We start from the raw sequence: 24,537 nt of genomic DNA on the forward strand, positions 1-24,537 counted from the left end.
CTACAAGTGGTATGGGGTGGCACTGACTGCGTCGAGCGAATGTCGGTCTCGGTGTCTGCGTCAGCGCGCTCGAACAGCCGCGGCCTCGTCGGTCAGGTCAGGGCCCTGAGTCAACGAAGGTGTGGGGCAGGCGTCCGAGGTGTTTGATGAAGTAGCGCGCCATGCTGGTCGCATGCCATGCCATGTACCGTGGGTGATGCCGGCTGGCGCGCTGTGCGGCATGAATGACTTGAACATCGGGGCTCAGCACGACTTTCCAGCCCGCTTTCCAGAGGCGAGCGCAAATATCGACATCTTCGTAGTACAGGTGGAATTTATCATCAAAGCCTCCCACATCCCGAAATGCATCGGCCCTGAACAGCAGGAACATGCCCGCCACCCACTCCACCGGCCGCGCGGCTTCGCCCTCGCCGGGCGACAGCTGGTACCGACCGTCGTCGCCGCCCATGGCCTTGCGAAAAAGATTGCCGGGCGTCGGAAAACGGCGGGCGCTGTCCTCGATCTGTCCGGCCGGACTGAGCACCAGCGGCGCAACCAGTCCGACCTTCGGGTCCTGCATCCGGGCCAGCAGGCCGGGAAACGGATCGGTGGGCAGGCGAATGTCGGGGTTGGCCACGCAGTAGAAGGGCTGGTCGCAGTGTGCGAAGGCCTGATTGTGATTGGCCGCGAAGCCCAGCGGTTGCCGGTTGTCCAGCTGTGTGGCCGGCCGGGGCATGGCCGCCCATGGCGACTCTTCGGGCAAGTTGCTGGTGACGATCAGCTGTTTAACCGCCTGCGTCTTTGCCAAATCGCCCAGAAACTGGTTTCCCAATGCCGCCTGGCCGTGGCTGACCAATGAAAGACAGATGTTCATAACCAGCGCAATACCCGGAACAGCACCCGCTGGAAGGGGGCGTAGTGCACCGCCAGGCCGCGAGCCATGGCCAGCACCATGCGCTGGTGCAGACCGAGTTGTCCGGCGAAGTGCATTGAGAACGCAGTGGCCTGCCTGGCGTTGGCCACGAACTGCTCGTGGTGGCGGTCGTCCAGGATGCGGGAAATGAAGTACCTGCGGGCCACGGGTTTGACCCATTCCTTGGCGCCAATGGTGTTGTTCGCGTGCTGGCGGTAGTCCAGCATGGCCTGCGGGAGGTAGGTGCGTTTGCCAAAGGCGCTGGCCACCAGTGAGATCCACCAGTCGTGCATGATGCATTCCGGTGGCACGGGCGTGCTGCGCTCCATCAAGGCCCGGTTCATCATCGCGGTGCAGCCAGTGACCGTGTTGCTGATGAGCTGGGCGGCAAAGCTGTCCCGGTCCGGTCTAAGGCCTTGGTAAGCCGCCATGGAGGGGGCGATGACCTGGCCCTGATCGTTCACGACGCGCAGGTCGCTGTGGACCAGTGCAGGAACCTGGGTGTTGCCTTGTTCAAGATGGCGAATGGCGGTCACGAGTTGCGCCAGCTTGTCGGCGTGCCAGACATCGTCCTGGTCCGACAGGGCGTAGTAGGTGGCTGCCGCAGTGCCGGGCGGTGACGCGTCCAGCGCCAGTGCGGCCTGCATCAGTTTCGAAAAATTGGCCCGTGCGCCCAGGTTGCCCAGCTCGTCGTCCAGCACCTGCATGCGCTGGGGGTGCTGGCTGGCATAACGATGCAGCACTGCGACCGAGTCGTCACTGGAGCCGTCGTCCCGGCACAGGATCATCAGATGGGGCATCGACTGCGCCAGGATGGAGTCCAGCTGTTCGGCCAGGTAACGGGCGCCGTTGTACACGGGAAGCAGCACCACGACCTGGCAGTCGCTGCTGGAATGCGGTTGATCTGGGCGCATCTCGGTCATGGCAGCGTGGCTGCGTCTTTCATGGCTTGGCGAAGGCTCGCCCAGTAGGCATGGCGCTCGGGCGAGGTCAGCAGCAGGTAGCTGGTTTTCAGGACAAAGCGCACGCTGTCCTTGAGCTTCCAGTTGCGCGGTGCGTGGGGCTGGCGATGCAGATGGATGCGGTTGCGGCTGGAGTAATAAAAGCGAAGCGCACTGTGCTGAACCACAATGCCTTTTCGCACGAGGTAGCTGGAACCGGCTTCGCCAATGCGGTGGTACAGGCGGGCATGATCGGTGCCCAGAATCTGGAAGCCGCTGGACTTTGCCCGGAAGCACCACTCCAGATCGACGTTGTCGATGAAATAGTCGGCTCTCATGGGGCCAGTGATTTTCAGTGCTGCCATTGATATGAGGCAACCGGACGTGATGAGGAATCCCGCGTGCACCAGCAGGCCACTGGGAACCGCAGGAGATTCATGCCGGCTGAAGAGGTGCTCGAAAGACCGGAAGGGAATGCGCCGGTGGGAGACAGGGTCTTCCGGCCGTGGGCCAATCGCCGCCACGGGGCCAGTCGCATGGGCATGGGCTTCATCCCAGGCCAGCAGCATCTGGCTGCAGAAGTCGGTGTCGATGGCGCTGTCCTGGTCGAACAGCAGGGCCAGTTCGTATTGCCAGTCAGACAGCTGTTGCAGCCCCAGGTTCAGCGCGGCCGCCTGACCGATGTTCGCGGTCTGGCGCAGCAGCGCACGGCAGTGCGTCAACGACGACACGATGGACTGCAGCGCGTCTGCGTTGGTCGACTGGTTATCGACCACCACAAAGTCGCAGCCGTTGGCTTGCAGCTGGCGCAGCAGTTGCCCGACCACGGCGATGTCGGGGTTGTAGGTGACCACGACGGCGCAGACGGCGCTGACAGCGGTTTGGCGGGTGGACATGCGCTGTACCGGCCCTTCAGACTTGCCAGTTCAGTGAAAAATCACCTTGCCGAGAGAGATTCGGGTTGTAGAAGCGGTCGTTGTGTATGTCGCCCCACTTTGTCGACCAGCGCTTGCGCTCCGGACTGAACAAACCCAGCTCGGTCAGGATGTTGGTGCGGCCAGAGTAGGCCGGATCGGTGAACATCAGGTCGGCGTAGGGAAACCATACATTCGCCAGACCTTGCCGCTGCAGCTCCAGGCATTTGTCGATCAGCGCCAGCTTGCCGCTGAAATCGCGCCCGAATCCGCCGGTCTCTGCGAGCAATGCGCGGCGAACCACCAGCAGGGCAGGGGAGAGCGCTGAAAATGCCTGCTGCAACGCCGCGCGGCCGGAATAGCCGTGGGCGGTTTTGGGCAAGCCCTTGTGCGCGTAGACGGCGCGCATGGGCGCGGTGAACAGCACGCCGCCATGGTCCAGCAGACCCGGCTTGTTGTGGATGCGCGGCGCCACAAAGGCCGTCCGTGCCTGCCCCGCGACGCGCGCCAGTTCCTCCAGCCAGCCTTCAGTCATGGTGCTGAACAAGGCAGACACCAGGCAGCAGAAATGCCCGCGCGACTGCTCGACCGCCGCGTTGTGGCGTTCGGGCAAAGGTGTCTGGGCGTCGGTCTTGATGACACTCACCGCAGGCAACTGATCAGCGGCAAAGCCCGAGAGCAACTCTTCGGTAGAAAGATGCCCGGCGGTGCATACGATGAACTCGCAGTCGATGGCGCCTCGGGTTCGCCACATCTCAGTCAGCATCGCCCGCAGCTTGTCAACGGATTCGTCCAGGGCAACGATCACGCTGACCAGGGCGTTGGGTTCCGGCAGTTCGTAGCGCACACGGTTGAAAAAAGGCAGTCCGGGCGCAGGCAGCACTTCGCCCGTCTGTCCGGTTCGCTGCAGGTGGTCGTGAAGCGCCACGCGGCTCGCGGTGCTGGCGTAGGACTTTTCGGAGTGGTCCAGGGCCGTGCTGCCCTTGATGGCGCGCCAATGGTAGAGAACTTGCGGAATGTGGCGAATCTGGTGGGGTTGCACCCGCTCCATGGCGCGCAGGGCGAGGTCGTAGTCCTGCGAACCTTCCAGACCCTCCCGGAAACCGCCGATGTCCATGATCAGCTGTCGGTGAAACACGCCCAGGTGGCTCACCATGTTCTGCCCGAGGAACAGGTCGTAGTTGAAGTCGGGTTTGAAGTAGGCGTTGCTGTGCTGCGAGCCGTCTTCGTTGATGCGGTCTTCGTCGGAATAGATGATGGCCGCATCGGGGTGCTGGGCAATGCATTGCGCCACTTGTTCGAGCGCGTCGGTGCTCAGCAGGTCGTCCTGGTCGAGAAGCAGGACGTAGTCGCCCGTGGCCAGCGTCAGGGCCGAATTGGTGCAAGCCGAGATGTGGCCATTGGTTTCGCGAAACACGACGCGAACCTTGGGATCGGACTTTGACAGCGCCTGCAGGTATTCCGTGAGGCTGGGGTCGTTGGAAGCGTCGTCGGCAATGCAGAGCTCCCAATGCACATACGACTGCCGGCTCACCGAGTCGATAGCCTCTTTCAGGAGTTCCAGGGGCGGCTTGTAGGTGGGCATCACCACCGAAATGAGCGGCCCATCTCTCACGGCACCGATGGGTCGGTTTTCGCGGGGCCCACGGGTGGCGAACCAGGCTGCATAGTCGTGGCGATCATGGTCGCCAGAACCCGGGGCCGGGTCTTTTTCTCCGTTGCTGTTGAGGTACTGCGCCAGGCGCCTGAAGTACTGCAGACGGTAGGCGCGTATGTCGGAGACGACCTCGGCCGCGCTGTCGTACCAGCCACCCCGGCTCGCCACTTCGTAGGCCATCACGCCCCAGGTGCGCTTCAGGTTGATGAGGCGCATGATCGGGCCACGGAACACCGCCGTCATGCGCCAGCTTGTCGAACTGTGGAGTTCTTCGAGTTTGCGTTGTGCCGATTTGAGGTCTTCCCTGGCCTTGAGCAGCGCATCGTTCAGGCTTTGCAACTCCTTGTCCCGAAGGCTCAGGAGCGATTTCAGCGCGTCGATGTCTTCTTCCTGAGAAGGCTGCGCGGTGTTCGGCGAATCGTGGTGTTCGAGCATGTTGGGTATCAATGCCGTGAGCTGCATTCCTGACAACCGGGTGGCGGCCCGACTGGCCGGTTCATGGCGACCATTGGAAAAGGCCTTCGCACCGGTGGGATCTCGCTGCACGCGCAGAGCGGTGTTTTGCGCCCATGAAAGACAGGCAAAACCCGTATTGTCGCTCGACCCGTGCGGTGCACCCCAAAGAGGTGCGTCATCCGGCGTTTTGCGCCCGCACCTCCAGAGAGGGCTGCCCGGGTCTTGTCTGGCGTCCTGGGATCAGATGGCCTCCCGGTTGCGGACCGCCGTCAGTATCAGACCCACAAGAAGCGACGCGAACAGCATGAGCAGGTAGGCGTTGTACTGGTATTTTTCCGTGTCCTTGAGCAGGACGATGCTGTGTACGAGGGTCAGGTCGGTGGGGGCGCCATTGATCTGAACGCGCTCGCCGATGGGGGAGCTGCTGAGCCAGGCGGTGACCGATCGCCCGGGTACGCCATCAACGCCGGCGATTTCCAAGGTGGCCGGCTTGCGATAAATCTGATGGAAGCGCAGATCTTCAAAGCAGACCTTTTCATATTGATTGTCCAGAACCTCGGCCGCCTGCACGGTCTTCACCTGCCTTACATCGACCGTGCTCACGCTGACAGCGAAAGTGCCCCTGTTGCGCCGGTTGGCGTAGTTGGCCATCAACAGATTCACGCAGAAGGGCTCACTCAGATCGCGCTCCAGGATGTCCGCGTCCTGGATGTTCAGGGGCTGGATCAGCCGGAAGTCCTGCACGATCTCACCAGCGGGCCGGCCGCCGACCCAGTCGATTTGGGTCAGCTCGAGTGGCATGAAGCGATATTCGTAGATTTCTTTCTGGTACTGCAGAAAAAAGGCGAGCCCGGCCAGCGCAGAGGCTACGAGCCACTGAACCGCCTTCCTATGTGCATGCTTCATATCTTCACGTACTCAAAGAAGGGAATCACCTGGGTCACATAGGCATGCAGTTCGCCCCAGGCCAGTGCGATCACGACCCACAGGTACATCACGGTGGGTACCTTGAAGCGCTGGAGGAGCAGCGCCAGAGCCACCAGCATGAAAGGCAGGAATGGATAGAAGTACCGGCCCTGTACACCCCGCATTTCAGCGAGAAGCGCGTATGCCTTGTGGCCTTGGACCAGGATCATGAGACCGAAACCGAGGAACAGCACCATGGCGTAGTACAGAAGGCGCTCATCAGTGTCGGTGTCAAGCAGAACGATGCCGAGACCCAATATGCCCACCAGACCCACAGCGACCATCATCGTGCGCGCCAACTCGGCTACCCAGCCCGGCTCGTGGTGAATGTTGATTTCGGCAACCGTGAAGACACTGACACCAACGATCAGCAAAGCACCGAGCAGAGCGGTGCGCGCCCCACCATGTCGCACGCTGTTCGCAACCCACTGCTGCAATGAGGCGGCAGGCTGCGCCGATGCGACCGGTTTGGCCAGTCGGCGGTAGCGCAAAAAAGTGTGGGCCAGAAGAAGCACGGTGATCGTCAGCAACACCAGAACCATGAAGTCGTAGGGCTGGCTGGAAATCCGGGTGGAGCGCACACTGGTGCACAGATGTCTGAGTTCCGGGGTCTGGCAATAGCCGGAGAATCCGATCAGCCCGTAGAAGTGCACCAGCATCCAGTCGAAGAATGGCTGGTTTTGCAAGTATTCGAGCAGTGTGTAGTCAGGCAGCCTTGGCGGTACGTTGACGACATTGATCTTGAGCGGATTACCGAAGTGCACATAGTTGCGTGCCATCCACCAGGCGGGCAATATCAGGGCGATGCCCGTGATGCCTGCCGCATGCAGGAGCCATGCTTTGAGTGGGCGCCTGAGTTCGTAAATCATGATGCCCACGAAGCCAGCAATGAGTATCCAGGCGGTCATTTTGGTAGCACCTGCCAGGGCCAGCCAGACGGCACAAAGGTACGCATCACGGATGGTCTGCGTTTTCACGAACCGCACCAAATGACGCGTGGCCAGCGCGCACAGCATGAACAGAAAGATGTCGTTGGTGATACCGGAAGCCAAGTGGCTCACCATGGGAATGAAGCCCAGGGTGGAAGCCAGCAGGAGCGCATGCGAACGGGAGATGCCAGCGTCCACGAGCGTCCAGAACAAGGCAAGGAAGAGCAGCCCCAGCGACAAGGCAGAAACCGTACGGGCGGCACGGATCTGGTACCACCGTTCAGCGGTGAAAAGCTGCGTGGCCTTCAGTGGAATCGCCGCCACTGCGTAGTACAGCGGCGGGTGCTGGGCGATGTAGTTGTCCCTTACGTAGGCCTGGGGTTCACCGGTATCCATCCAGAGGTTGTTGGGAATCATCGCCTTGTGCATCAAGGGGAAAATCTCACCGGCCGCGATGTCTCTGACGTAGGCGTAGTGCCCTGACTCATCCGGAATGTCACCTGGGGGTGTGACGTAGAAGGCCATATAGAGGGCCTTGAGCGAGAGCAGCACCGCGAATATCCACGACCATCGGAAAGTGACCGATTTCTTTTTGCGCTTGGTATCTGGATCGGTCAAATGGGACATCGGGGAGGCTGGCGCTGGTTTGTAAGCGATGAGTATTATGAAACAGCCTTTCAAGTGGCTTGGAGCGTTGGGACGGGTGATATGACCCGTTGTGTGCATGCGACGACGGCGCTTGAACCCACCTCGGTTATGAAGGGTGGCTGTGCCTCAGCCATGGCGTTGGCTCCACACACCCAGCAGGAAGGCCAGTCCGTCGCCTGCCAGCGTGGCCAGGCGCACGGTCACTCCCAGCCCGATGGCAGGTCCCGCGCCCACGACGGGCGTGAGCACCAACACCATCATGGCCTCACGCACCCCTATACCGCCAGGTGCACCGGGTACCACGTAGCCGACCAGCCAGGCTGACGTGAATAAAACCGTGATCGTCACCCAAGGGGCACTGGCCACTCCAAAGAGTCCCCTGGCATGCAAGGCCACCACGCCACCCAACACAAAGAAACACACGACCATCAGACCCGCCACCAGCACGGCGGTGCGCAGCCGGGGAGCCGTGACGAGCTTGCCACCTCCGACCCGTCGGCTCAATCCGGGAGCGAAGCGGTTGACTGTTTTGATACCCAGCCAGGGCAGCACCAGCAAACCGGCGGTGAGCAGACCCAGCTCGGCCCAACCCACCGATGGCAATGAGCGGGCGGTGGCTGCGTCGACGAAGAGCGCCAGTGCCGCCACCGCAAAGCCAGCGCCGATGGCCAGCGTCCAGGCGGTTTCGATCAAGAGGGTGCTTGCGGTCACGCCCAGCGGAATGCCGGCCTGCCTGGCCAAAACCGCGCGGCCGGCAAAATGGCCCACATTGCCTGGCAGGTACTTGCCAATTTGCGAGATGGCCACGATCTGAAGAGCCTTGAACAAGGGCATTTGAACGCCCTGGTCACGCAGCAGGAGGGTCCACATCAAGCCAATGAGCAGCACGATCAGCACCCCTGCGAGGCAGGACACCGCAGCAATGGCGGCGGTATCCAGGTTCCACGGAATGGGGGGGATTTCGCCAAACCGGCGCACCAGTTCCAGCACAAAGTAGCCGGTGGCCAGCGCCACGACCACATAGGCCAGTGTCTTGAGGAGCCGTTGCGCGGAGGGGTTCATGTCTGTCGCAGACGCGGGTTCAAAAGGGCCAGGGCAGCCCGAATGTGTTGCCACCCGCCCCGCCCGTCTCAGGCTCGGGCGCGGTACAGGCAGCGAGGTGGCCAGACCGCGCCTGTTCAGCGATGGTCTGCCCGAGACTCAGGCGGCCACGGCGTCCCGGTCGTTGATCAGGTCGGCGATGCGCTTGCCACTCAGGATGCTGTGGTCCATGTTGTAGTACTGCCAGTCGCCAAACCGCCCGCAGGGGTGGATGTCGAGGCTCACCAGGTAGTCGTGAATGATCTTCACGTTTTTCTCGTAGTCGAGGTCGTAGATGACATAGGCCGGGTCGACAGTCAGCACGTCGGCCGCCAGCACCTCGTCGTCCGGACGCATGATCTTGGCCTTGACCAGGCCGTCTATGGTGGCCTGGATGAGCGCCTCGCGGCCCTGCACGCGCAGGGGGCGGTGCTTGGAGTAAGAGATCTCGCAGCACACCGAACTGGTGCCGGGCGGGCAGGTTTTTTCTGAGGCGTTGCGTGGGAAGCTGATGCGGTGGAAGATGAAATCTTCCGCCTCATGGAAGTACAGCCAGTGGTAGGGGCTGATGTCGGGCCGGTTGATGCCGATGTTCACGCACTCGATCTGGTTGAACTGCAGGCCGTTGATGGCGTCGAGCACGTGCTGGGGAATGTCGTCGATGAAATGCGGCAGGTGGGTCAGCGAGAGCGAGTAGACCAGGTTCTGGTAGCTCACCACCTTGCCGGTGTCAAAGGTGACTTGCTTGGCTTTCGGGTCGATCTTCGTGACCGTGTGGTTCAGGTGGATGTTCTTCACCCCTTTTGCCAGGGCCACTGGCAGTGATTCGATCGCGCCTTCAATGGGGTACCAGAACTCCTGGTTGAAGCCGGTGCGGTCGTCTTCGTCCTGCAGCGCGCCGCGCAAGACGGCCTCGAAGTCGGGCTCAGGCACGCGGCGGTCGATCCAGCTGAAGTTCATATGCTTGGGGTCGATGGTCCAGATGCGCTCGGCGTACGGGATCATCAGTTGCTCGGCAATGCCTTTGCCAAAGCGCCAGTACATCCACTCGCGGTAGTTCTGGGGCTTTGGGCGATCGGGGTCGCGCAGCACTTCCACCAGGCCGCTGAGGCATTCGATGATGTCCTTGGCCGGCAGGCCGTGCAGGTGGGCCTGGTACGGGAACTGCGTGTAAAGGTCGTACTTGCCGTGGTAGATGAAAGCCTTGCGTTTCTTGATCTCGATATTGCCCTTAAGCAGGGTGTGGATCAGCTCATGCGCATAGGGATTGACCGTGTACAGGATATGGGGTGCGTAGTCGAACAGGAAGCCGTTGACCTCCTCTGAGCGGCACAGACCACCCACTTCGTGCAGCTTTTCGTAAATCTGGTAGTCGCCGTTCTTGAGGTGGTAGCCGGTGCTCAGGCCGGTGAGGCCGGCGCCCAGGATGAGGTTTTGGGTGTATTCCATTCGATTCCTTGTGATAAGTTGATGGTCGGCACTTGGTGTGGGTTACGGAGCCAAGATGCCGATGCCTGTGTTCGTCAGGCGTTGCGCTTCACAACACTTCGGACAATTCGGTCCAGCTGTGCGCCAAGTTGAGAAATTGTGCAGTTCGCAAGGAAGATCTCATGGGCCTTGCGACTGATGGACTCACGCAGTGTGGGGTTGGCCTGCAGTTCCAGAATCGCGTCTGCCAAAGCCTGTGGGTTGCCTGGTTCGATCAGCAGCGCGCTCTCTCGATGGGTAAACAGCTCTTGAACGGGCTGATTGAGGCGGGTGATCAATGGCTTGGCCATGCCGATGGTTTCAATGGCCTTGTTTGTCAGCACCAATTGGGCTCGGGAGTTGTCTCCAAATATGCCCAGGCACACGTCAGCTCTGGACATATAGATCGCGAGATCGCTGTAGGGCACGGTGTTCACGAAGGTGACATTCTTCAGGCCAAGATCGCGTGCCAGTTGCGTGTCCTCTTCGTAGGTGATGCCCCTCCCAATGATCTGGAATTGCACGTTCTGGTCTTCCAGGAGCTTGGCCGCCTGCAAGATGATGCGCACGCCATGGAACGGTGAAAACTCGCCATGAAAGTGCACCAGAAAGCCGTCGTGGCGCCGGTCGGCTTCGCGGGGGTAGATGGCCGAATCGTCCACCGCGAGAAACACGCGATGGAATTTCCTGGTGTCACTGTTGATGACCTTCCCGACACAGGCGATCACATGATCTGTGTCGAGAATGGTCGCGTTGGACATCTTGTACGCCAACCAGTCTGCAAGGGCGTAGATCCGGGCCATCAGGGTACCGGGGCGGGTCTTCTGCCGGTCAAACACCATGGTTTCGTAGGTGCCGATGTACATGTCAAAGACGATGGGCTTCCAGGTCAGCAAGCGCACGAAGGGCACCAGCAATTGTCCGTAGAACCCCACCAGCACCACATCACATTGCGGTGCTTTCAGCAGCGTGTTCCATAGGAGGCGTGGATAGTTCTTGAATGAACGATCTGGTGGAAGGCAGGTGATGACTTCATGACCTTTTTCGCGCAACGCACGCAACACGATTCGGGTTCGCGAGTAGGTCTCTTCCCGGCCCGCTACGTAAAGAATTTTCATGTTCAGGAGATATCGCCGTTCGATGTGGTGCTGAGACCGGATGGACTGGTGTTGGCGCAGACGGACCGGGCCTTTCTCAATACCTCAGATTGGCCTGCAGACTGACACGCTGACCTTGCTTCAGATCGCCTGCGTCGGTGGCATAGAAAGCCTGCACGTTGAAGTTGGGCGCGAGGGACACTGCGGCATTGAGTCCAATCTGGGTGCGATTGATCTTTGGACGGGCGAACACCTCACGCTGCACTGCGCCGTGGGAACCGAATCCCCCGGTTTCCTGCATGGCAATGCTCATGGTTTCGCGCTTGAGGCTCGTTAGGTGGTTGATGCCCGCACCCAAAGTGATGCTGCGGCGCTTTCCAAGGTCAATGGGGTCTGATCGCAGGTCCAGACCAAAGCCGGAGAGCCACTCGCTGGACTTGTTTGCCGAGTACCTGACATCGCTGGTGTAGAGCGACTGCGCGGTTTGCGCGTCCAGCTTGTGGGTCAGGTGGGTGAGCGACATCCATGGCGAAAGCGTCATGGAGCCAATACGGGTTGAATGCCGCAAGCGCTGTTCGAAGGACAAGGTGGAACCTGCACCGGCGTTTGCTACGCGAAGGTCCAGCAGATCGTCGTACTTGTAGCTGTCGAATTTCGTGCGCAGGAATGAGGCCTGGGTGGTGAAGTCAAAGCCCTGCAACTTCTTGTGCCAGAACATGGTGGTGGCGCTGAAGTCCGACTTCTGCGAAAGCGGTGTGTTGCGCTCGTTGAAGTAACGTGGCGTATGGCTGGTGTTGATGGCCAGGCCAATCCGGTTTGCACCGTTGCCCGCATACTGCTCGGGCTGGAAACTCAGCGCCACGCCACGGGTATCGCTGCCCGTGAGGTTGAGTTTGCCGACCATGTCAACGCGGGCGGGATTGGTGGAGCCCGGGAACATTTCATAGCGTGCCGAGCGGTAGGATTCCTCGCCCAAACTACCCAGTGCCTGCACAGCAAAACCCGACCGTGGCTGATTCCGGCTGTTGTGGTTGAACAGCAATACCTGATTGTCGATGTCCTGGTTCAGCCGAAGTGCCGCTTCGGCACCCGCATTGACTGTGCTGGCCCATTCCCAGCCGCGCGTGATGTAGTGCTCGAAAGTGCGCGAGATGACATCCTGGCCGCGGTCACCAAAATGTTGGGAGTCAAAATACAGCGCGTCTATGGAGGAGCGAGCGTAGTCGACCTTGTCGACGTTGACAAAACCGAATCGGCCGGGATTCGCGTAGATGCGTTCGAAAACGGTGAAGAGGTCGACGGCCACGATGTTCGGATTGGCATTGGCCTGAGAGACCACGAAGTCGTTCCACATAAACACCTGGCTTTGTATGCCGGGATCGTTGCGCGGGTTGCGGCTCCAATCATGGATCTGGGTGAGAAAGATGCGGTTGTTGCCGTTGGTGGCGCCTGCCTGAATCAAGGTGTTGATGCCATCAAAGTAACCCGCCCTTGCGGACCGAAGCCCATCAGAACTTCCGTGCCGGCCAATGTCGTTGTAGCCAAGGTAGACGACCGAGAGATTGGCGTCCAGTGGGTCGCCCGAACCAATGGGATTGTTGCCCTTCAATGCGGAGTTGATTTGCCGGTCGAAGGAGTTGTAGCGACCGGTAGCTGCACGCGCGCCGCCGATGGCGTAGTTGTCCACACGCTCCGCGCGGCCTCGTTTTCCGAGCTCGGTCGCCCAGTTGATGGTTCCACGGGTGTCTGTGTAGTCAAGCGCCGAGTAGCTGTCACCAAACACGCGCAGGGTTTTGACTTTGACTTGATCGAATGACGTGGCTCCAGGTGCTGCAAACGGGTTGTTCGCCAGCGCTTCTGGGGAAGCGTCATTCGATTGACCCCCGGAGCTGGCGCAGCCCGTGAGGACGATGCACAGCATCACGGCAGAGTACACGGCGGTTTGGCGAAGGGTCGTTTTCATGGAGATGGCTTCAACAGAAAAAAGAGGTTCTCGGAGATGCTGAGCGAACCAGACGGGATCAGTCGCTCTCAAAGAGGTCGCGGGTGAAGACCTTGTCTTTGACGTCCTGAAGGGCCGGTGTCATGCGGTTCGCGATGATCAGGTCGGACATGCGCTTGAATTCTTCCAGATCATCGACGACGTGCGAGTTGAAAAACTCCGGTTCGCCCAGGGCAGGCTCGTACACGATCACTTCAATGCCTTTGGCCTTGATGCGCTTCATGATCCCCTGGATGCTGGAGGATCTGAAATTGTCGGAACCCGACTTCATGATCAAACGATGCACGCCCACGGTTTTGGGTTTTTTTCGGATGATGCATTCGGCAATGAAGTCCTTGCGGGTGGTGTTCGACTGAACGATGGCCTGAATGAGATTTTGCGGAACGTCCTGGTAGTTGGCCAGCAACTGCTTGGTGTCCTTGGGCAGGCAGTAACCGCCGTAGCCGAAGGACGGGTTGTTGTAGTGGTTGCCGATGCGGGGGTCGAGGCCGACACCTTCGATGATCTGCCGCGTATCCAGGCCATGGACAACGGCATAGCTGTCGAGCTCGTTGAAGAAGGCCACGCGCATGGCGAGGTAGGTGTTCGAGAACAGCTTGATGGCTTCTGCTTCGGTCGAGTCGGTGAACAGCACCGGCGCGTCGGCCGTGATGGCGGCCTGCTGCAGCAACCGAGCAAACTGCTGTGCGGGCTCGTTGCTGTCGCCCACGATGATGCGCGAGGGGTGCAGGTTGTCGTGCAGGGCCTTGCCTTCACGGAGGAACTCGGGCACGAAGACGATGTTCTGGGTGCCCAGCGTATGCCTGAGGCCTGCGGTGTAGCCCACCGGAACCGTGGACCGGATGATCATTGTGGCGTCGGGATTGATCGCCATCACGTCGCGCGCCACGTTCTCGACCGACTCGGTGTTGAAATAGTTGGTCTGGGCGTCGTAGTTGGTGGGCGTGGCGATCACCACGTAGCTGGCGCCGGCATAGGCTTCGGTCTTGTCCAGCGTTGCCTTGAGGCGAAGGGGCCTGTTCTTGAGGTAATGCGCAATGTCGTCGTCGACGATGGGGCTGCGACCCGCATTGATGGCCTCCACCCGGGAGGGAACGATGTCCAGGGCCACGACATCGTTGTGCTGGGAAAGCAGAACGGCATTGGACAGGCCCACGTAACCGGTGCCGACAACTGCAATTTTCATGGCAAGGGCCTTGTTTTTTTGGCCGGGAAAGCGGGCTGATGGCAAGCAGGGACGCCCGCACCTGCGGGCACTGAAACCTTGCCCGCAGCCTCACGCTGTGTGGCCCGCAGCATCTCGACCGGCGCTGGGTCGGTGAGCAATGGCAATGAGGCGTTGAGAGCGTGCAAAGGTGAACTTTCTGGATCGAACGGACGCGTGGTCAATGCGGCACCTGGCCCGCGGCCCAGGTGAACAGGCACCGGGCTGGTCGGGCGGCTTCGCCGAGAATCTGCGGTCGTTCCACAAAAAACACGGCTCCTTGCGGGAGCCGGGCGTTCTGAAGTGAGCGTGTGTGAGGCAGTGGCGACCGGCACTTGCCGGACTGGTTTGGCTTCTGCCCCGAATTAGTGCACAGAACCGGCTTTTTGCCGAGCCCGTGCCGTCAGACAACCCGGGATTTTGCCACACCGATTGGAGTTATTTTGTTGTATTGATGCCGATGAAGGTGAGCGGCCGACCGGTTGTCGGGGTCGGCGCAGGGGCGGGGACGGCTCCGATCCTCAGATTGAGTGATAGCCGTGGATCAGGTGCGCCCATTCGTCGTCACCCCAGTGAAAGACCGGGCGCTTGCCCTTTTCCTTGCGCAGCGAACGCTGCAGGCGCGCCAGGTTGGCTTCCTTCCATGGGGTGCCGGGTCGGATCTCGCACCGGTCGAAGTCCACCACCCAGGCCATACCCCTGGCGTCGAGCAGCAGGTTGTGGCAGTTGAGATCGGCATGAAAGATCTGGCGGTCGTGCAGCTGCCGGATGGCCCGCCCCAGCGCATGCCATTCACCCGGTTCGAGGGGGCGTTGCGACAGACACTGTGCGACGTTCTGGCTGTCGGGGATCAGTTCGACCAGGATGTCGGCCCGGTAAAACCAGTCGCCGGGCTGGTGGCGCGCGGCCAAGGGTGCCGGGACGGGCAGGCCCCAGGAGCGCATGAATCGCAGCAGGGCGAATTCGCGCATGGCCCTGCTGTGCCCGACGGGTTTGCGCCAGTACTGGTCTTTGCTGAGCCGTGCCATGAGGCCGCCTCGGCGGTAGTGTCTGAGCACGGCTGGGTGGCCGGCGATGTTCACCAGGTGCGCCTGGCCTCGGCCGCTCCCGGTGGCCAGCACGCCTTGTGCGCTGGAGATGGGTGGCGGGGTAAACTGAGCCGGCTGAATGTCAGGCAGCCGGGAATCGTCGAACCAGAACGTCTCATTCTGCACCTCCACACATTGCAGGGGAGCGGGTGGATCCCCCAGCAGCGGTTTCAGGGACTGCATGCATCTCTGGGTGGCGCCCTGGTGCAACCGCATGAATTCGGTGGCTCGCCGTGCTTTCTGGTTCAGGCCTTCGGGGTGTGCGATCCAGGCTTCTGCCGTTGCAAGGAGTTCATCAGCGTCGACCACGCGCTGCCCTGCGCCAGCGGCTTCAATGGCTTCAAACAAGGTCTGTGCGTTGCGGATGTGGGGGCCGAAGAGCACGGGTTTACTCAAGGCCAGGGCTTCGAGCGGGTTGTGCCCGCCCACGGGTGCCAGGGTGCCGCCGATGAAGCACACGGTGGACAACCGGTACCAGTGGGACAGCTCGCCCATGGTGTCGCCCAACAGCACCTGGGTCTGGGGCGTGGGGGTTTCGCCCAGGCTGTGCCGCACATGAATCAGGCCGAGCTTTGCCAGCCTGTCTGCCACGGCTTCAAAGCGCTGGGGGTGGCGAGGCACCAGGATCAGCAGGGCGCCCGGGTGGCGGACCTGCCAGGCCGGCCATGCCGAGAGCAGGGCCGTTTCTTCCGCCTCGTGCGTGCTGCCAGCCACGATCACGGTGCGACCGATCAGCCACGGTGGCACGGGCCGCGCATCGGCGGCCGGTGGTGGCGTATCGAACTTCAGGTTGCCGGTGTTGACCAGCCGCTCGGGCGGTATGCCGAGCGCCTGCAGGCGATCCATGCTGGCGCCGTCTGCGGCCGCCACGAGCGCAAGCTGCGACCAGATGGGCGCCATCAGACCTGGCCAGCGCTGGTAGAGGCGCAGGGAGTGGTCGGAAAGCCGGGCATTGACCAGAACGACCGGGATGGCGCGCTGGCGGCATTGCAGCAGCATTTCAGGCCAGAGTTCGCGCTCCAGCAGCACCAGCATCCGGGGCTGCAGGCGGTCCAGAAAGCGCCCGCAGGCACCCGGAGTGTCCAGCGGCGAAAAGACATGCGCAATGTCGTCACCCCAGTGGTTGTGCAGGGTGGCTGCACCTGTGGGTGTGTGGGTGCTGACCAGGAGGGCGTGGTCGGGCCAGCGGCCGCGCAGGGCCTGAATCAGTGGGCGGGCGGCCTGCACTTCGCCCACGGACGCGGCCTGGATGAGGATGCAGCCCGAAGAAGCCGGACGGGGGCGCAGAAAGCCCAGCCGTTCGCCCATGCGGCTGCGGTAGCCTGGCTCCTTGCGGCCTCGCCACCACAGCCATGCCAGCATGGGCAGCATCAGCAGCCGGCTGAGCACGCGGTACCCCCGGTGCAAGGGGGTCGGGTCCCTCACCGCCAATGGTCGGCGACCCACTGGGTGGGCATGACGCGCCGGTACCACTTGCCGCTCACACCCGCTATGGCGTCAGGGGGGTTGGGCTTGCCATGAAAGGCAATGATGCGTGCGCCCGGCGGAATCACTGGCGGTGCAATCCAGCCCATCAGACCGCGCCGCAGGCAATGCCGTTTGAAACTGCGGCACCATGCCTCGGGCCAGTAACTGAGCTTGCCCTGGCGCGACAGGTAGCCGGTGATGAATTCCTGCTCATTGCGCACGTCGGCAATGGAGTCCGGGAAGTTGTTCTTCAGATGATCGAGGGCGTCGGTGTGGGCACCGATGGTGTAGATGTAGGCCGACGTGTTGCCCGTGCCGTCCGATTTGTCCCACTCCCGGATCACGATGAACTCGCCCTCTTGTTCGAAGAAGGGATCGAGACTGTCCAGGATGACGATGTCGAGATCGAGAAAAAGTGTTCGGCCTTGCAGGTCGTACAGGGGGCTGGCAAAGCTGGTGAGCTTGAGCCAGCCGTGGGCGAAGGTCCAGGGCTTGCGTTGATCAAATTCGTCAAAACCGATGGCCGGGATCGGTTTGACCTCGATTTGGGGATCGATCCCCGCTGCATCGTCGGTCAGGCACACAAAGCGGAACGGGCGCTTGAGATTGCGCCCGACCATGTTGTGCAGCTTGTTGACGTACTCGGGGCCGTATTTCTTGCCCCATTTGATGCACAGCACATTCACTGCTTGCATGAAAACCCTTCACTGATCGCGGCCGAGCTTGGCGCCTGCGTGGCGGGCAGTGTAGCGCGGTTCATTGAGCGAGCAGGGCGTTGATGGCTTGCAGATCCTGGGGTGTGAGCTGACCGCTGGCCTGCTTGAGGCGCAGTTGGCCCAGCAGCACGTTGTAGCGCGCTTGCGCCAGGTCGCGTTTGGTCTGGAACAACTGGCTCTGTGCGTTGAGCACATCGATGTTGATGCGCACACCCACCTGATAGCCCAGCTGGTTGGCTTCGAGGGCGCTCTGGCTGGAGGCTTCGGCGGCTTCCAGCGCCTTGACCTGACCCTGGCCAGAGAGCACACCAAAGTAGGCGCTGCGGGTGGCCTGGGTGACACCGCGCCTGGCGGCTTCGAGGTCGGTGCGCGCCTTTTCTTCAAGCGCCAGTGTTTCCTTGACCCGGTTCTGGATCGCGTAGCCAGCGAACAGCGGCATGTTGAACTGCACGCCCACGCTGGCGGTGTTGGTGCGCACATTGCCAGCTGTGGGAAATGCCGTGGAAGGGCCGCGGGCGACCTGGTACTGACCCACCAGATCGAGTGTGGGCTTGTGCCCGGCTTCGGCCTTGCGGGTTTCCAGCTTGGCAATCTCCAGACCCCGCGTGGCCTGCAGAATGGTGGGGTGTGCCGTTTCAGCCTGAGCGACCCAGGCCTCCGGGTCGGCCGGACTGATGGCCGGCAGTGCGACCGGAACAGCCAGTGGCCGGGGCGTCACGCCATTTTTCCCGACGAGCTGGTCCAGGGCCAGCCGCTTGACCCGCAGGTCATTCTCGGCCGCAATCTCCTGGGCCAGCACCAGATCGAACCGGGCTTGCGCTTCGCGTGAATCGGTGATGGTGGTGGTGCCCACCTCGAAGTTGCGCTTGGCCGATGCCAGTTGCTCCGACACCGCCGACTTCTGTGCCTGCACAAAAGCCAGCGTGTCAATGGCGGCCAGTACGTCGAAATAGGCGGCCGTGGTGCGCAAGACAAGGTCTTGCTCTGCCGCTTCCAGCTGTGCCCTGGCCACATCCACCGACAACTGCCCCTGTTCATAAGCCAAGGTGTTGGCGGGGCGGTAGAGCGGCTGGCTGGCAGAGAGCGTCACGTTCTGGTTGTTGACGCTGCGGCTGGAGCCCATGCCAGCGGTGTCGACATTGCCCCAGTTGGCACCGGCCGACAGCCCCGCTTGCGGCAGGATGCCTGCTCTCGCCTGTTCGGCGCGTGCGATGTTGGCGTCAAACTGCGAGCGTGCCGAGAGGTAACTGGCATCAAAGCTGCGCGCGGACTCGTACAGTTCCACCAAGTTCTGCGCCTGCGCGCCCGCAGCAGCGAACGAAAACAGGGCGGCCAAGGCCGCACGACCCAGGACAGACCGGGTGCGAATGGGCGTTGGGCTGGCTGAAAAGGGCGTCATGACAAGAACCTTTGTGAAAGATGGACAGAATGTCGGCGGGTGCTTGGAAGCATGATCCGGAAGGCTCGGGCAGTGCCGCAGGGACTCAGTAGGTGGGCACCGAAGGATCTTTTTCGTGTGACCAGGCGTGGATGCCGCCGTGCACGTTGACCACCTCGGTAAAGCCCTGTTCCATCAGGAATCGCACCACCTGCCCACTGCGCGCGCCGTGGTGGCAGAGGCAGGCAATCGGCCGCGTCCGGTCCAGCTCCATGTAGCGGGCCGGCACGGAGCGCATGGGCATCTGAATCAGCTCGAAGCCATCGGGCGTCACAGAGGCGGTCTGGAATTCCCAGGGTTCGCGCACATCCAGCACAACCGGCAGGGGGCCTTGCGGATCGTGTGCCTTGGCATGTTCAAGCCACTGTGCGAGTTGGGCCGGTTGAATGGCGTTCATGGCGGGGTCTGCCTTGGCTTAGAAGTGGAAGCGGGACGGTTCAGGAAAATTCAGCAGGCGAGGCGCCACGGTGTCCCAGGGTTGGGTCGTCTGAAACGCGGCTTCGGCCGTGCGGGTGACCACGGTGGCTCGCATCATGGGCTCGTCGCCCACGATGGCCACCAGGCGGCCACCTGGCGCGAGCAGGTTGAGCAAGGCCGGCGGCACTTCGGTCACCGAGCCGCTGAGCACGATGGCGTTGTAGGGCGCTTCTGTGGCGCAGGCAGCGAATTGCTGGGCGGTGGCGTCGGCCACACGCACGTCCACGTTGCCGATACCGGCCTTCTGGAGGTTGTCGCGCGCGATGCGGGCCAGTGCGTCGTCGATCTCGATGGTGATCACCCGCTGGGACAGGCTCGCCATGAGTGCCGCCATGTGTCCGCTGCCGGTGCCAATTTCCAGCACCTTGTCGGTGGGCTGAAGCCGCAGGTCCTGCAACATCCGCGCCTCGACGCGAGGAGGCAGCATGACCTTGCCTTCGACGGCAGGGTGTGTGAGGGGCAGTTCCATGTCGGCGAAAGCCAGCGCACGGTGCGAGGCCGGCGCGAAGTCTTCGCGGTGCACGCGGGTCAACAGGTCCAGCACTTGGGCATCCAGAACCTCCCAGGGGCGGATCTGTTGCTCGATCATGTTGAAGCGGGCCTGATCGATGCCGAGCGGGTTGGAGGTGGCTGAAGCGGTCATTTTCTATACTCCTTGGGGTATATTGTACGTCGATGCGACATTTTACTGAGCGCCTGTCTGCGCTGGCGTGACAAGCGGTGGGGACGTGGAAGGCGTAGTGCGAGGCGCCAGGCCCAGCCGCCGCCGGAACCATTGGGCCAGATCGTCCATGTAGCAGTAGACCACCGGTACGACCACCAGGGTCAGCAGAGACGAGGTGATCACGCCGCCGATGACCGCCTGGCCCATGGGCGCGCGCTGTTCTGAGCCTTCAGTGAGCGCAAACGCCAGGGGCACCATGCCGAACACCATGGCCAGTGTGGTCATCAGGATGGGGCGCAGGCGCACCCGGGCGGCCATCAAAAGGGCCGGCTCCCGTTCCAGGGCTTCCGTGCCCGCCCGCCCTTCGCGGGCGCGAATGGCAAAGTCGACCAGCAGAATGGCGTTCTTGGTCACCAGACCCATCAGCAGGATGATGCCGATGACAGAGAACATGCTCATGGTGGAGCCGAACATCATGAGCGTGAGCACCACACCGATCAAGGTCAGCGGCAGGGCGGTCATCAGGGCCAGCGGCTGCAGGAAACTCTGGAACTGGCTGGCCAGAATCATGTAGATGAAGATGACGGCCAGCGCCAGCGCCGACAGGGCGTAGCCGAACGACTCTTCCATGTTCTTGGTGGAACCACCAAACTCGTAGCGGTAACCGGGCGGAAAGGGGATGGTGTCGAGCGCTTGCCGGATCTCGGTCGAGACCTCACCGGCCGAGCGGCCATACACGTTGGCGTTGATGGCCACTTCGCGGTTCAGGTTGCGGCGGTTGATCTGGTTCGGTCCGGTGGATGCGAACACCTCGGCAATCTGTCCGAGCCGAACCACAGCCGATCCATCACCACCGGCGCTCCCCACCATGAAGGGAAGCTGTTCCAGTTGGCTGGCCTGGGCCCGTTGCTCTGGCGCCAGCCGCACGTTGACGTCGTAGCTCTGACCATCCTGCGCGCGCCAGTTGCCCACGGTTTGCCCAGCCACCAGCGTGCGCAGGCTGTTGGCCACCATGGCGGCACTCAGTCCCGCGTCGGAGGCGATGTCGCGGCGCACGCGCACGTCGACCGTGGGCTTGTTGGGCTTCACGCTCGCGTCCAGATCCACCAGGCCGACGATGGGGCGGATGCGCGCCATGATCTGCGTGGTCAGTCGTTCGAGTTCGACCAGGTCGTCGCCCTGCAGCGAAAACTCCACCTGCTTGTTGCCACCCACCGCGTCGAGCAGGCCCACGTGCGTGACGGTGATACCGGGCACGCTGCGCAGGCGTTCACGCAGTTGGGCCGACATGGCGTCGGCGCTCAATGAGCGGTCCTTGCGGTCCACCAGGCGCACATAGACGCTGGCGTACATGGCACCCTGCGCGTTGCCGGTGTTGATGGTGGACAGCGTGTACTGCACCTCGGGGAACTCGCGCAAGATCGCTTCGACCTGCTTCGTCTTGGCTTCGGTGGTCTGCAGGGAGGAGCCCACGGGCGTATGGAAGCTGAGCGAGGTTTCAGAAAAGTCTGCCTTGGGCACAAATTCGCTGCCCAGCACGGGCACGATGAACAGGCTGCCCACAAAGGTGGCCAGCGCCAGGCCCAGTGTGAGCAGCTTGTGCCTGAGAGACCATTTCAGGGCGCTCTGGTAGGCCTCGGTCAGGTCGTCCTGCACGCCGTCGAACCAGTGCGTGACGCGACCGATGGTGCGGTCGTACCAGGACTTCGGCTTGAAGGGCTGGCCGTGTTGTTCGATCGCCGGGTCGTGCCAGATGGACGACAGCATGGGGTCGAGCGTGAAGCTCACGAACATGGAGATCAGCACGGCAGCCACCATGGTGATGCCGAACTCGTGGAAGAACTTGCCGATGATGCCGCCCATGAAGCCGATGGGCAGGAACACCGCCACGATGGACAGTGTGGTGGCCAGCACCGCCAGGCCAATTTCCTGCGTGCCATCCATGGCCGCGTTGAACGGCGTCTTGCCCATCTGCACATGGCGCACGATGTTTTCGCGCACCACGATGGCGTCGTCGATCAGCAGCCCGACCGACAGTGTGAGCGCCATCAGCGTGATCATGTTGATGGTGAACCCGAACAGGTTCATGAAGAAGAACGTGCCAATGAGCGCGATTGGCAAAGTGAGGCCGGTGATGACGGTTGAACGCCAGGAATTGAGGAACAGGAAAACGATCAGCACCGTCAGCAAGGCGCCTTCGATCAGAGTGCGTCGCACGTTGTCCACGGAGACGCGAATGGGCCGCGAACCGTCGGCGATCTGCTCCAGCCGCATGCCGGGGGGGAGTTCGGTTGCCAGGGACTCCACTGCTGCCTTGAGCCCGTCGGTCACGGCGATGGTGTTTTCGTCCTGAGCTTTCTGGACCTGCAGCAGCAGCGTGCGCTGGCCGTTGTAGAGCGCCAGGCTCTCCACTTCTTCGGTGCCGTCGGTGATGCGTGCGAGTTCCCCCAGCCTGATGGCCTGCCCACCGCGGCGCGCGACGATGATGCCGCTGAAGTCGTCCGGGTTTTGCAGGCGCGAGAGCACCTGCACGACGCGCTCACGCTCCGCAGTTTTGAGCGTGCCCACGGGCAAGTCCTGGTTTTCGTTGCGCACCGCCGTCGCGATCTGGTCGGCGGTGACGCCGAGCGCTTCCATCGCCACCGGGTTGAGGTCGATGTTGATGGCGCGCCGCGTGCCACCCACCAAGTTGACCGAGCCCACGCCGCGCACGTTCTCCAGGCGCTTCTTCAACGTCTGTTCCGCCCAGGTAGTGAGTTCGACCCCGCTGGGGCTCTGGCCGTTGACCGCTTCGGGTATGACGGCCACCGACCAGATGGAGCGGCTGGCGGGATCGAAGCGCAGCACGCGCGGCTCTTCCACCTCGTCGCGGAACACGGGCCGCAGAATGGCGATCTTCTCGCGCACGTCTTCGGCGGCCTTGCGACCGTCCACCGTGAGCTGGAATTCAACGATGACGACCGAAGACCCTTCGTAGCTGCGCGAGGTGATGGCGTTCACACCTGCGATCGCGTTGACGGCTTCTTCCACCTTCTTGGTGACTTCCGACTCCACGATTTCAGGCGAGGCGCCCGGGTAACCCGTGGTGACGACCACCACCGGAAAGTCGATGCTGGGGAACTGGTCGACCTGCAGGCGTTGGAATGAGAAGATTCCCAGCACCACGAAGGCGACCATCACCATGGTGGCGAACACCGGGTTGAGCAGGGAAATGCGGGTGAACCACATGGTGCGGGCTCAGTGTGTATAGGTTGCAGTGCCGGGGGTGCTGGACGTGCCGTGCGGGACCGAAGTGGTGCCCACCCGTACCGATGTGCCTTCGCGAATCAGTCCGGCCTGCGCGCGCAGCACCACCGTGCCGGCGGGTAGCCCCTCGACCACACGCATGGGCTCACCGTTCAGCACGGCCTGTGCGCCCGGTTGCAGCGGCACATGCCTGACCTGACCCTCGTGCAGCACCTGCACGTAGGGCTGTGGCTTGTCGTTGCGCACGGCCGACAGGGGCAGGGCTAGAGCGCTGAGTTGTCCGGTATGGATGCTGCCCTGTGCGAACAGGCCCTGGCGCATGCCCGGCTGGGCCGGTACGCGCAGGTACACCAGCACGCTGCGGCTGCCAGCCTGCACGCTGGGGTTGATGCGCAACACCGCGGCCTGCAGTGGCTCGCTCAGACCCTCTACCTTCACGGTCGCTGGCTGGCCCACACGTACCTCGACAGCATCGGCTGGGGCAATGGCCGCCGCGAGTTCAAACGAAGAGAGGTCCACCACGTCCAGGATGCGCACGTCGACACCGACACGCTCGCCGTTCTGTGCCATGCGGGCAGAAACCTGACCCGTGAGTGGTGAGCGCAAGGTGGTGTCGGCGAGCGCCTTGCGAGCGATGTCCAGCGCAGCCATGGCCGCCTGGTGGTTGGCTTCGGCGCTTCTCAGGTTGGCGGTGGACGTTTCCAGTGCCGTGGCCGATATGAAGCCCTGGCGCACCAGCGCCTGATTGTTGTCCAGCGCACGGCGCGCAATGTCCACCTGCGCCTGCGCTGCGTCCGCCTGGCGAGCCGCCTGACGCACGCGCGACTCCGAGTCCGTGCTGTCCACCCGGGCCAGCACTTCACCTGCGACCACGGTGTCGCCTTCGCGCTTTGTCAGATCGCGCAACTCGCCCGCCACGCGGGCTTTCACGGTGGCGGTCTGGATGGCCTGCAGTGAACCGGACACTGCGACCGTCTGGGTCAGCGCGAGGGAAGCAACCTGTGTGACGTCGTCGTCGGAAAGCTCGTAGACCGGCGTGACCTGCAGCGCCTGCGCTGCCGCAATGGCGGTTTCCTGCTTGGATTGCTTCTTCTGAATGGCCCGGTAGAGCCCGCCCGCAAGGGCCAGCACCAGTGCAGCCAGAAGCAGCCATTTGAACCAGGAAGCGCGATCGCGTGGAGTGGACAT

Annotated in this window: 18 protein-coding genes; all 18 read right to left on the bottom strand. The window is 62.2% G+C overall.

Features of this window, described 5'->3' with window-relative positions; genetic code table 11:
• Positions 1-97: 97 nt before the first annotated feature.
• The 18 genes from J2W49_RS01215 to J2W49_RS01300 all read right to left on the bottom strand — a co-directional run bounded on the left by J2W49_RS01215 (position 98) and on the right by J2W49_RS01300 (position 24,537).
• Entirely contained in the window at positions 98-853 is a 756-nt protein-coding gene (locus J2W49_RS01215) for a glycosyltransferase family 2 protein (protein WP_310310693.1), read from the bottom strand.
• Entirely contained in the window at positions 850-1,815 is a 966-nt protein-coding gene (locus J2W49_RS01220) for a glycosyltransferase family 2 protein (RefSeq protein WP_310310696.1), read from the bottom strand. The genes J2W49_RS01215 and J2W49_RS01220 overlap by 4 nt, the downstream gene beginning before the upstream one ends.
• A complete protein-coding gene (locus tag J2W49_RS01225) occupies positions 1,812-2,729 on the bottom strand; it encodes a glycosyltransferase (protein ID WP_310310699.1) in 918 nt (305 codons plus the stop codon). The genes J2W49_RS01220 and J2W49_RS01225 overlap by 4 nt, the downstream gene beginning before the upstream one ends.
• A 16-nt stretch (positions 2,730-2,745) precedes the next feature.
• A complete protein-coding gene (locus J2W49_RS01230) occupies positions 2,746-4,839 on the bottom strand; it encodes a glycosyltransferase family 2 protein (RefSeq protein WP_310310702.1) in 2,094 nt (697 codons plus the stop codon).
• Positions 4,840-5,100: 261 nt separating this feature from the next.
• Positions 5,101-5,661 (bottom strand): hypothetical protein, encoded by a 561-nt coding sequence (locus J2W49_RS01235; RefSeq protein WP_310310704.1) that lies wholly within the window; start codon positions 5,659-5,661, stop codon positions 5,101-5,103.
• Between the two features lie 101 nt (positions 5,662-5,762).
• Positions 5,763-7,382: a glycosyltransferase family 39 protein gene (locus J2W49_RS01240; protein WP_310310707.1), complete on the bottom strand. Its 1,620-nt coding sequence runs from the start codon at positions 7,380-7,382 to the stop codon at positions 5,763-5,765.
• 147 nt (positions 7,383-7,529) lie between these two features.
• On the bottom strand, positions 7,530-8,465 hold the full coding sequence (locus tag J2W49_RS01245) for a lysylphosphatidylglycerol synthase domain-containing protein (protein ID WP_310310709.1): 936 nt from the start codon (positions 8,463-8,465) through the stop codon (positions 7,530-7,532).
• Positions 8,466-8,603: 138 nt separating this feature from the next.
• A complete protein-coding gene (locus tag J2W49_RS01250; protein WP_310310711.1) occupies positions 8,604-9,932 on the bottom strand; it encodes a protoporphyrinogen/coproporphyrinogen oxidase in 1,329 nt (442 codons plus the stop codon).
• Positions 9,933-10,006: 74 nt separating this feature from the next.
• Entirely contained in the window at positions 10,007-11,068 is a 1,062-nt protein-coding gene (locus tag J2W49_RS01255) for a glycosyltransferase (RefSeq protein WP_310310714.1), read from the bottom strand.
• Positions 11,069-11,144: 76 nt separating this feature from the next.
• Entirely contained in the window at positions 11,145-13,010 is a 1,866-nt protein-coding gene (locus J2W49_RS01260) for a GDSL-type esterase/lipase family protein (RefSeq protein ID WP_310310716.1), read from the bottom strand.
• Between the two features lie 58 nt (positions 13,011-13,068).
• Entirely contained in the window at positions 13,069-14,235 is a 1,167-nt protein-coding gene (locus J2W49_RS01265; RefSeq protein ID WP_310310719.1) for a nucleotide sugar dehydrogenase, read from the bottom strand.
• A gap of 539 nt (positions 14,236-14,774) precedes the next feature.
• Complete coding sequence (locus J2W49_RS01270) at positions 14,775-16,748, bottom strand: 3-deoxy-D-manno-octulosonic acid kinase (RefSeq protein WP_310310722.1); 1,974 nt, start codon at positions 16,746-16,748, stop codon at positions 14,775-14,777.
• Positions 16,749-16,762: 14 nt separating this feature from the next.
• Positions 16,763-17,503, bottom strand: a complete 741-nt coding sequence (locus tag J2W49_RS01275; RefSeq protein WP_310310724.1) for a glycosyltransferase — start codon at positions 17,501-17,503, stop codon at positions 16,763-16,765.
• Between the two features lie 61 nt (positions 17,504-17,564).
• Entirely contained in the window at positions 17,565-18,923 is a 1,359-nt protein-coding gene (locus J2W49_RS01280; RefSeq protein ID WP_310310726.1) for a TolC family outer membrane protein, read from the bottom strand.
• An 85-nt stretch (positions 18,924-19,008) separates the two neighbouring features.
• Entirely contained in the window at positions 19,009-19,359 is a 351-nt protein-coding gene (locus J2W49_RS01285; protein WP_310310729.1) for a rhodanese-like domain-containing protein, read from the bottom strand.
• A gap of 18 nt (positions 19,360-19,377) precedes the next feature.
• A complete protein-coding gene (locus J2W49_RS01290) occupies positions 19,378-20,082 on the bottom strand; it encodes a protein-L-isoaspartate O-methyltransferase family protein (protein ID WP_310310732.1) in 705 nt (234 codons plus the stop codon).
• Between the two features lie 42 nt (positions 20,083-20,124).
• On the bottom strand, positions 20,125-23,331 hold the full coding sequence (locus tag J2W49_RS01295; RefSeq protein ID WP_310310736.1) for an efflux RND transporter permease subunit: 3,207 nt from the start codon (positions 23,329-23,331) through the stop codon (positions 20,125-20,127).
• Between the two features lie 9 nt (positions 23,332-23,340).
• Positions 23,341-24,537, bottom strand: coding sequence for an efflux RND transporter periplasmic adaptor subunit (locus J2W49_RS01300; RefSeq protein WP_310310739.1), 1,197 nt, complete (start codon positions 24,535-24,537; stop codon positions 23,341-23,343).

This window comes from Hydrogenophaga palleronii, from assembly GCF_031457455.1.
Lineage (GTDB): Bacteria > Pseudomonadota > Gammaproteobacteria > Burkholderiales > Burkholderiaceae_C > Hydrogenophaga > Hydrogenophaga palleronii_A.

Bases quoted from the DNA above. Each gene is read 5' to 3' on its own strand.
- J2W49_RS01215 (WP_310310693.1), bottom strand. From the start codon at position 853: ATGAACATCTGTCTTTCATTGGTCAGCCACGGCCAGGCGGCATTGGGA.
- J2W49_RS01220 (WP_310310696.1), bottom strand. From the start codon at position 1,815: ATGACCGAGATGCGCCCAGATCAACCGCATTCCAGCAGCGACTGCCAG.
- J2W49_RS01225 (WP_310310699.1), bottom strand. From the start codon at position 2,729: ATGTCCACCCGCCAAACCGCTGTCAGCGCCGTCTGCGCCGTCGTGGTC.
- J2W49_RS01230 (WP_310310702.1), bottom strand. From the start codon at position 4,839: ATGCTCGAACACCACGATTCGCCGAACACCGCGCAGCCTTCTCAGGAA.
- J2W49_RS01235 (WP_310310704.1), bottom strand. From the start codon at position 5,661: ATGCCACTCGAGCTGACCCAAATCGACTGGGTCGGCGGCCGGCCCGCT.
- J2W49_RS01240 (WP_310310707.1), bottom strand. From the start codon at position 7,382: ATGTCCCATTTGACCGATCCAGATACCAAGCGCAAAAAGAAATCGGTC.
- J2W49_RS01245 (WP_310310709.1), bottom strand. From the start codon at position 8,465: ATGAACCCCTCCGCGCAACGGCTCCTCAAGACACTGGCCTATGTGGTC.
- J2W49_RS01250 (WP_310310711.1), bottom strand. From the start codon at position 9,932: ATGGAATACACCCAAAACCTCATCCTGGGCGCCGGCCTCACCGGCCTG.
- J2W49_RS01255 (WP_310310714.1), bottom strand. From the start codon at position 11,068: ATGAAAATTCTTTACGTAGCGGGCCGGGAAGAGACCTACTCGCGAACC.
- J2W49_RS01260 (WP_310310716.1), bottom strand. From the start codon at position 13,010: ATGAAAACGACCCTTCGCCAAACCGCCGTGTACTCTGCCGTGATGCTG.
- J2W49_RS01265 (WP_310310719.1), bottom strand. From the start codon at position 14,235: ATGAAAATTGCAGTTGTCGGCACCGGTTACGTGGGCCTGTCCAATGCC.
- J2W49_RS01275 (WP_310310724.1), bottom strand. From the start codon at position 17,503: ATGCAAGCAGTGAATGTGCTGTGCATCAAATGGGGCAAGAAATACGGC.
- J2W49_RS01280 (WP_310310726.1), bottom strand. From the start codon at position 18,923: ATGACGCCCTTTTCAGCCAGCCCAACGCCCATTCGCACCCGGTCTGTC.
- J2W49_RS01285 (WP_310310729.1), bottom strand. From the start codon at position 19,359: ATGAACGCCATTCAACCGGCCCAACTCGCACAGTGGCTTGAACATGCC.
- J2W49_RS01290 (WP_310310732.1), bottom strand. From the start codon at position 20,082: ATGACCGCTTCAGCCACCTCCAACCCGCTCGGCATCGATCAGGCCCGC.
- J2W49_RS01295 (WP_310310736.1), bottom strand. From the start codon at position 23,331: ATGTGGTTCACCCGCATTTCCCTGCTCAACCCGGTGTTCGCCACCATG.
- J2W49_RS01300 (WP_310310739.1), bottom strand. From the start codon at position 24,537: ATGTCCACTCCACGCGATCGCGCTTCCTGGTTCAAATGGCTGCTTCTG.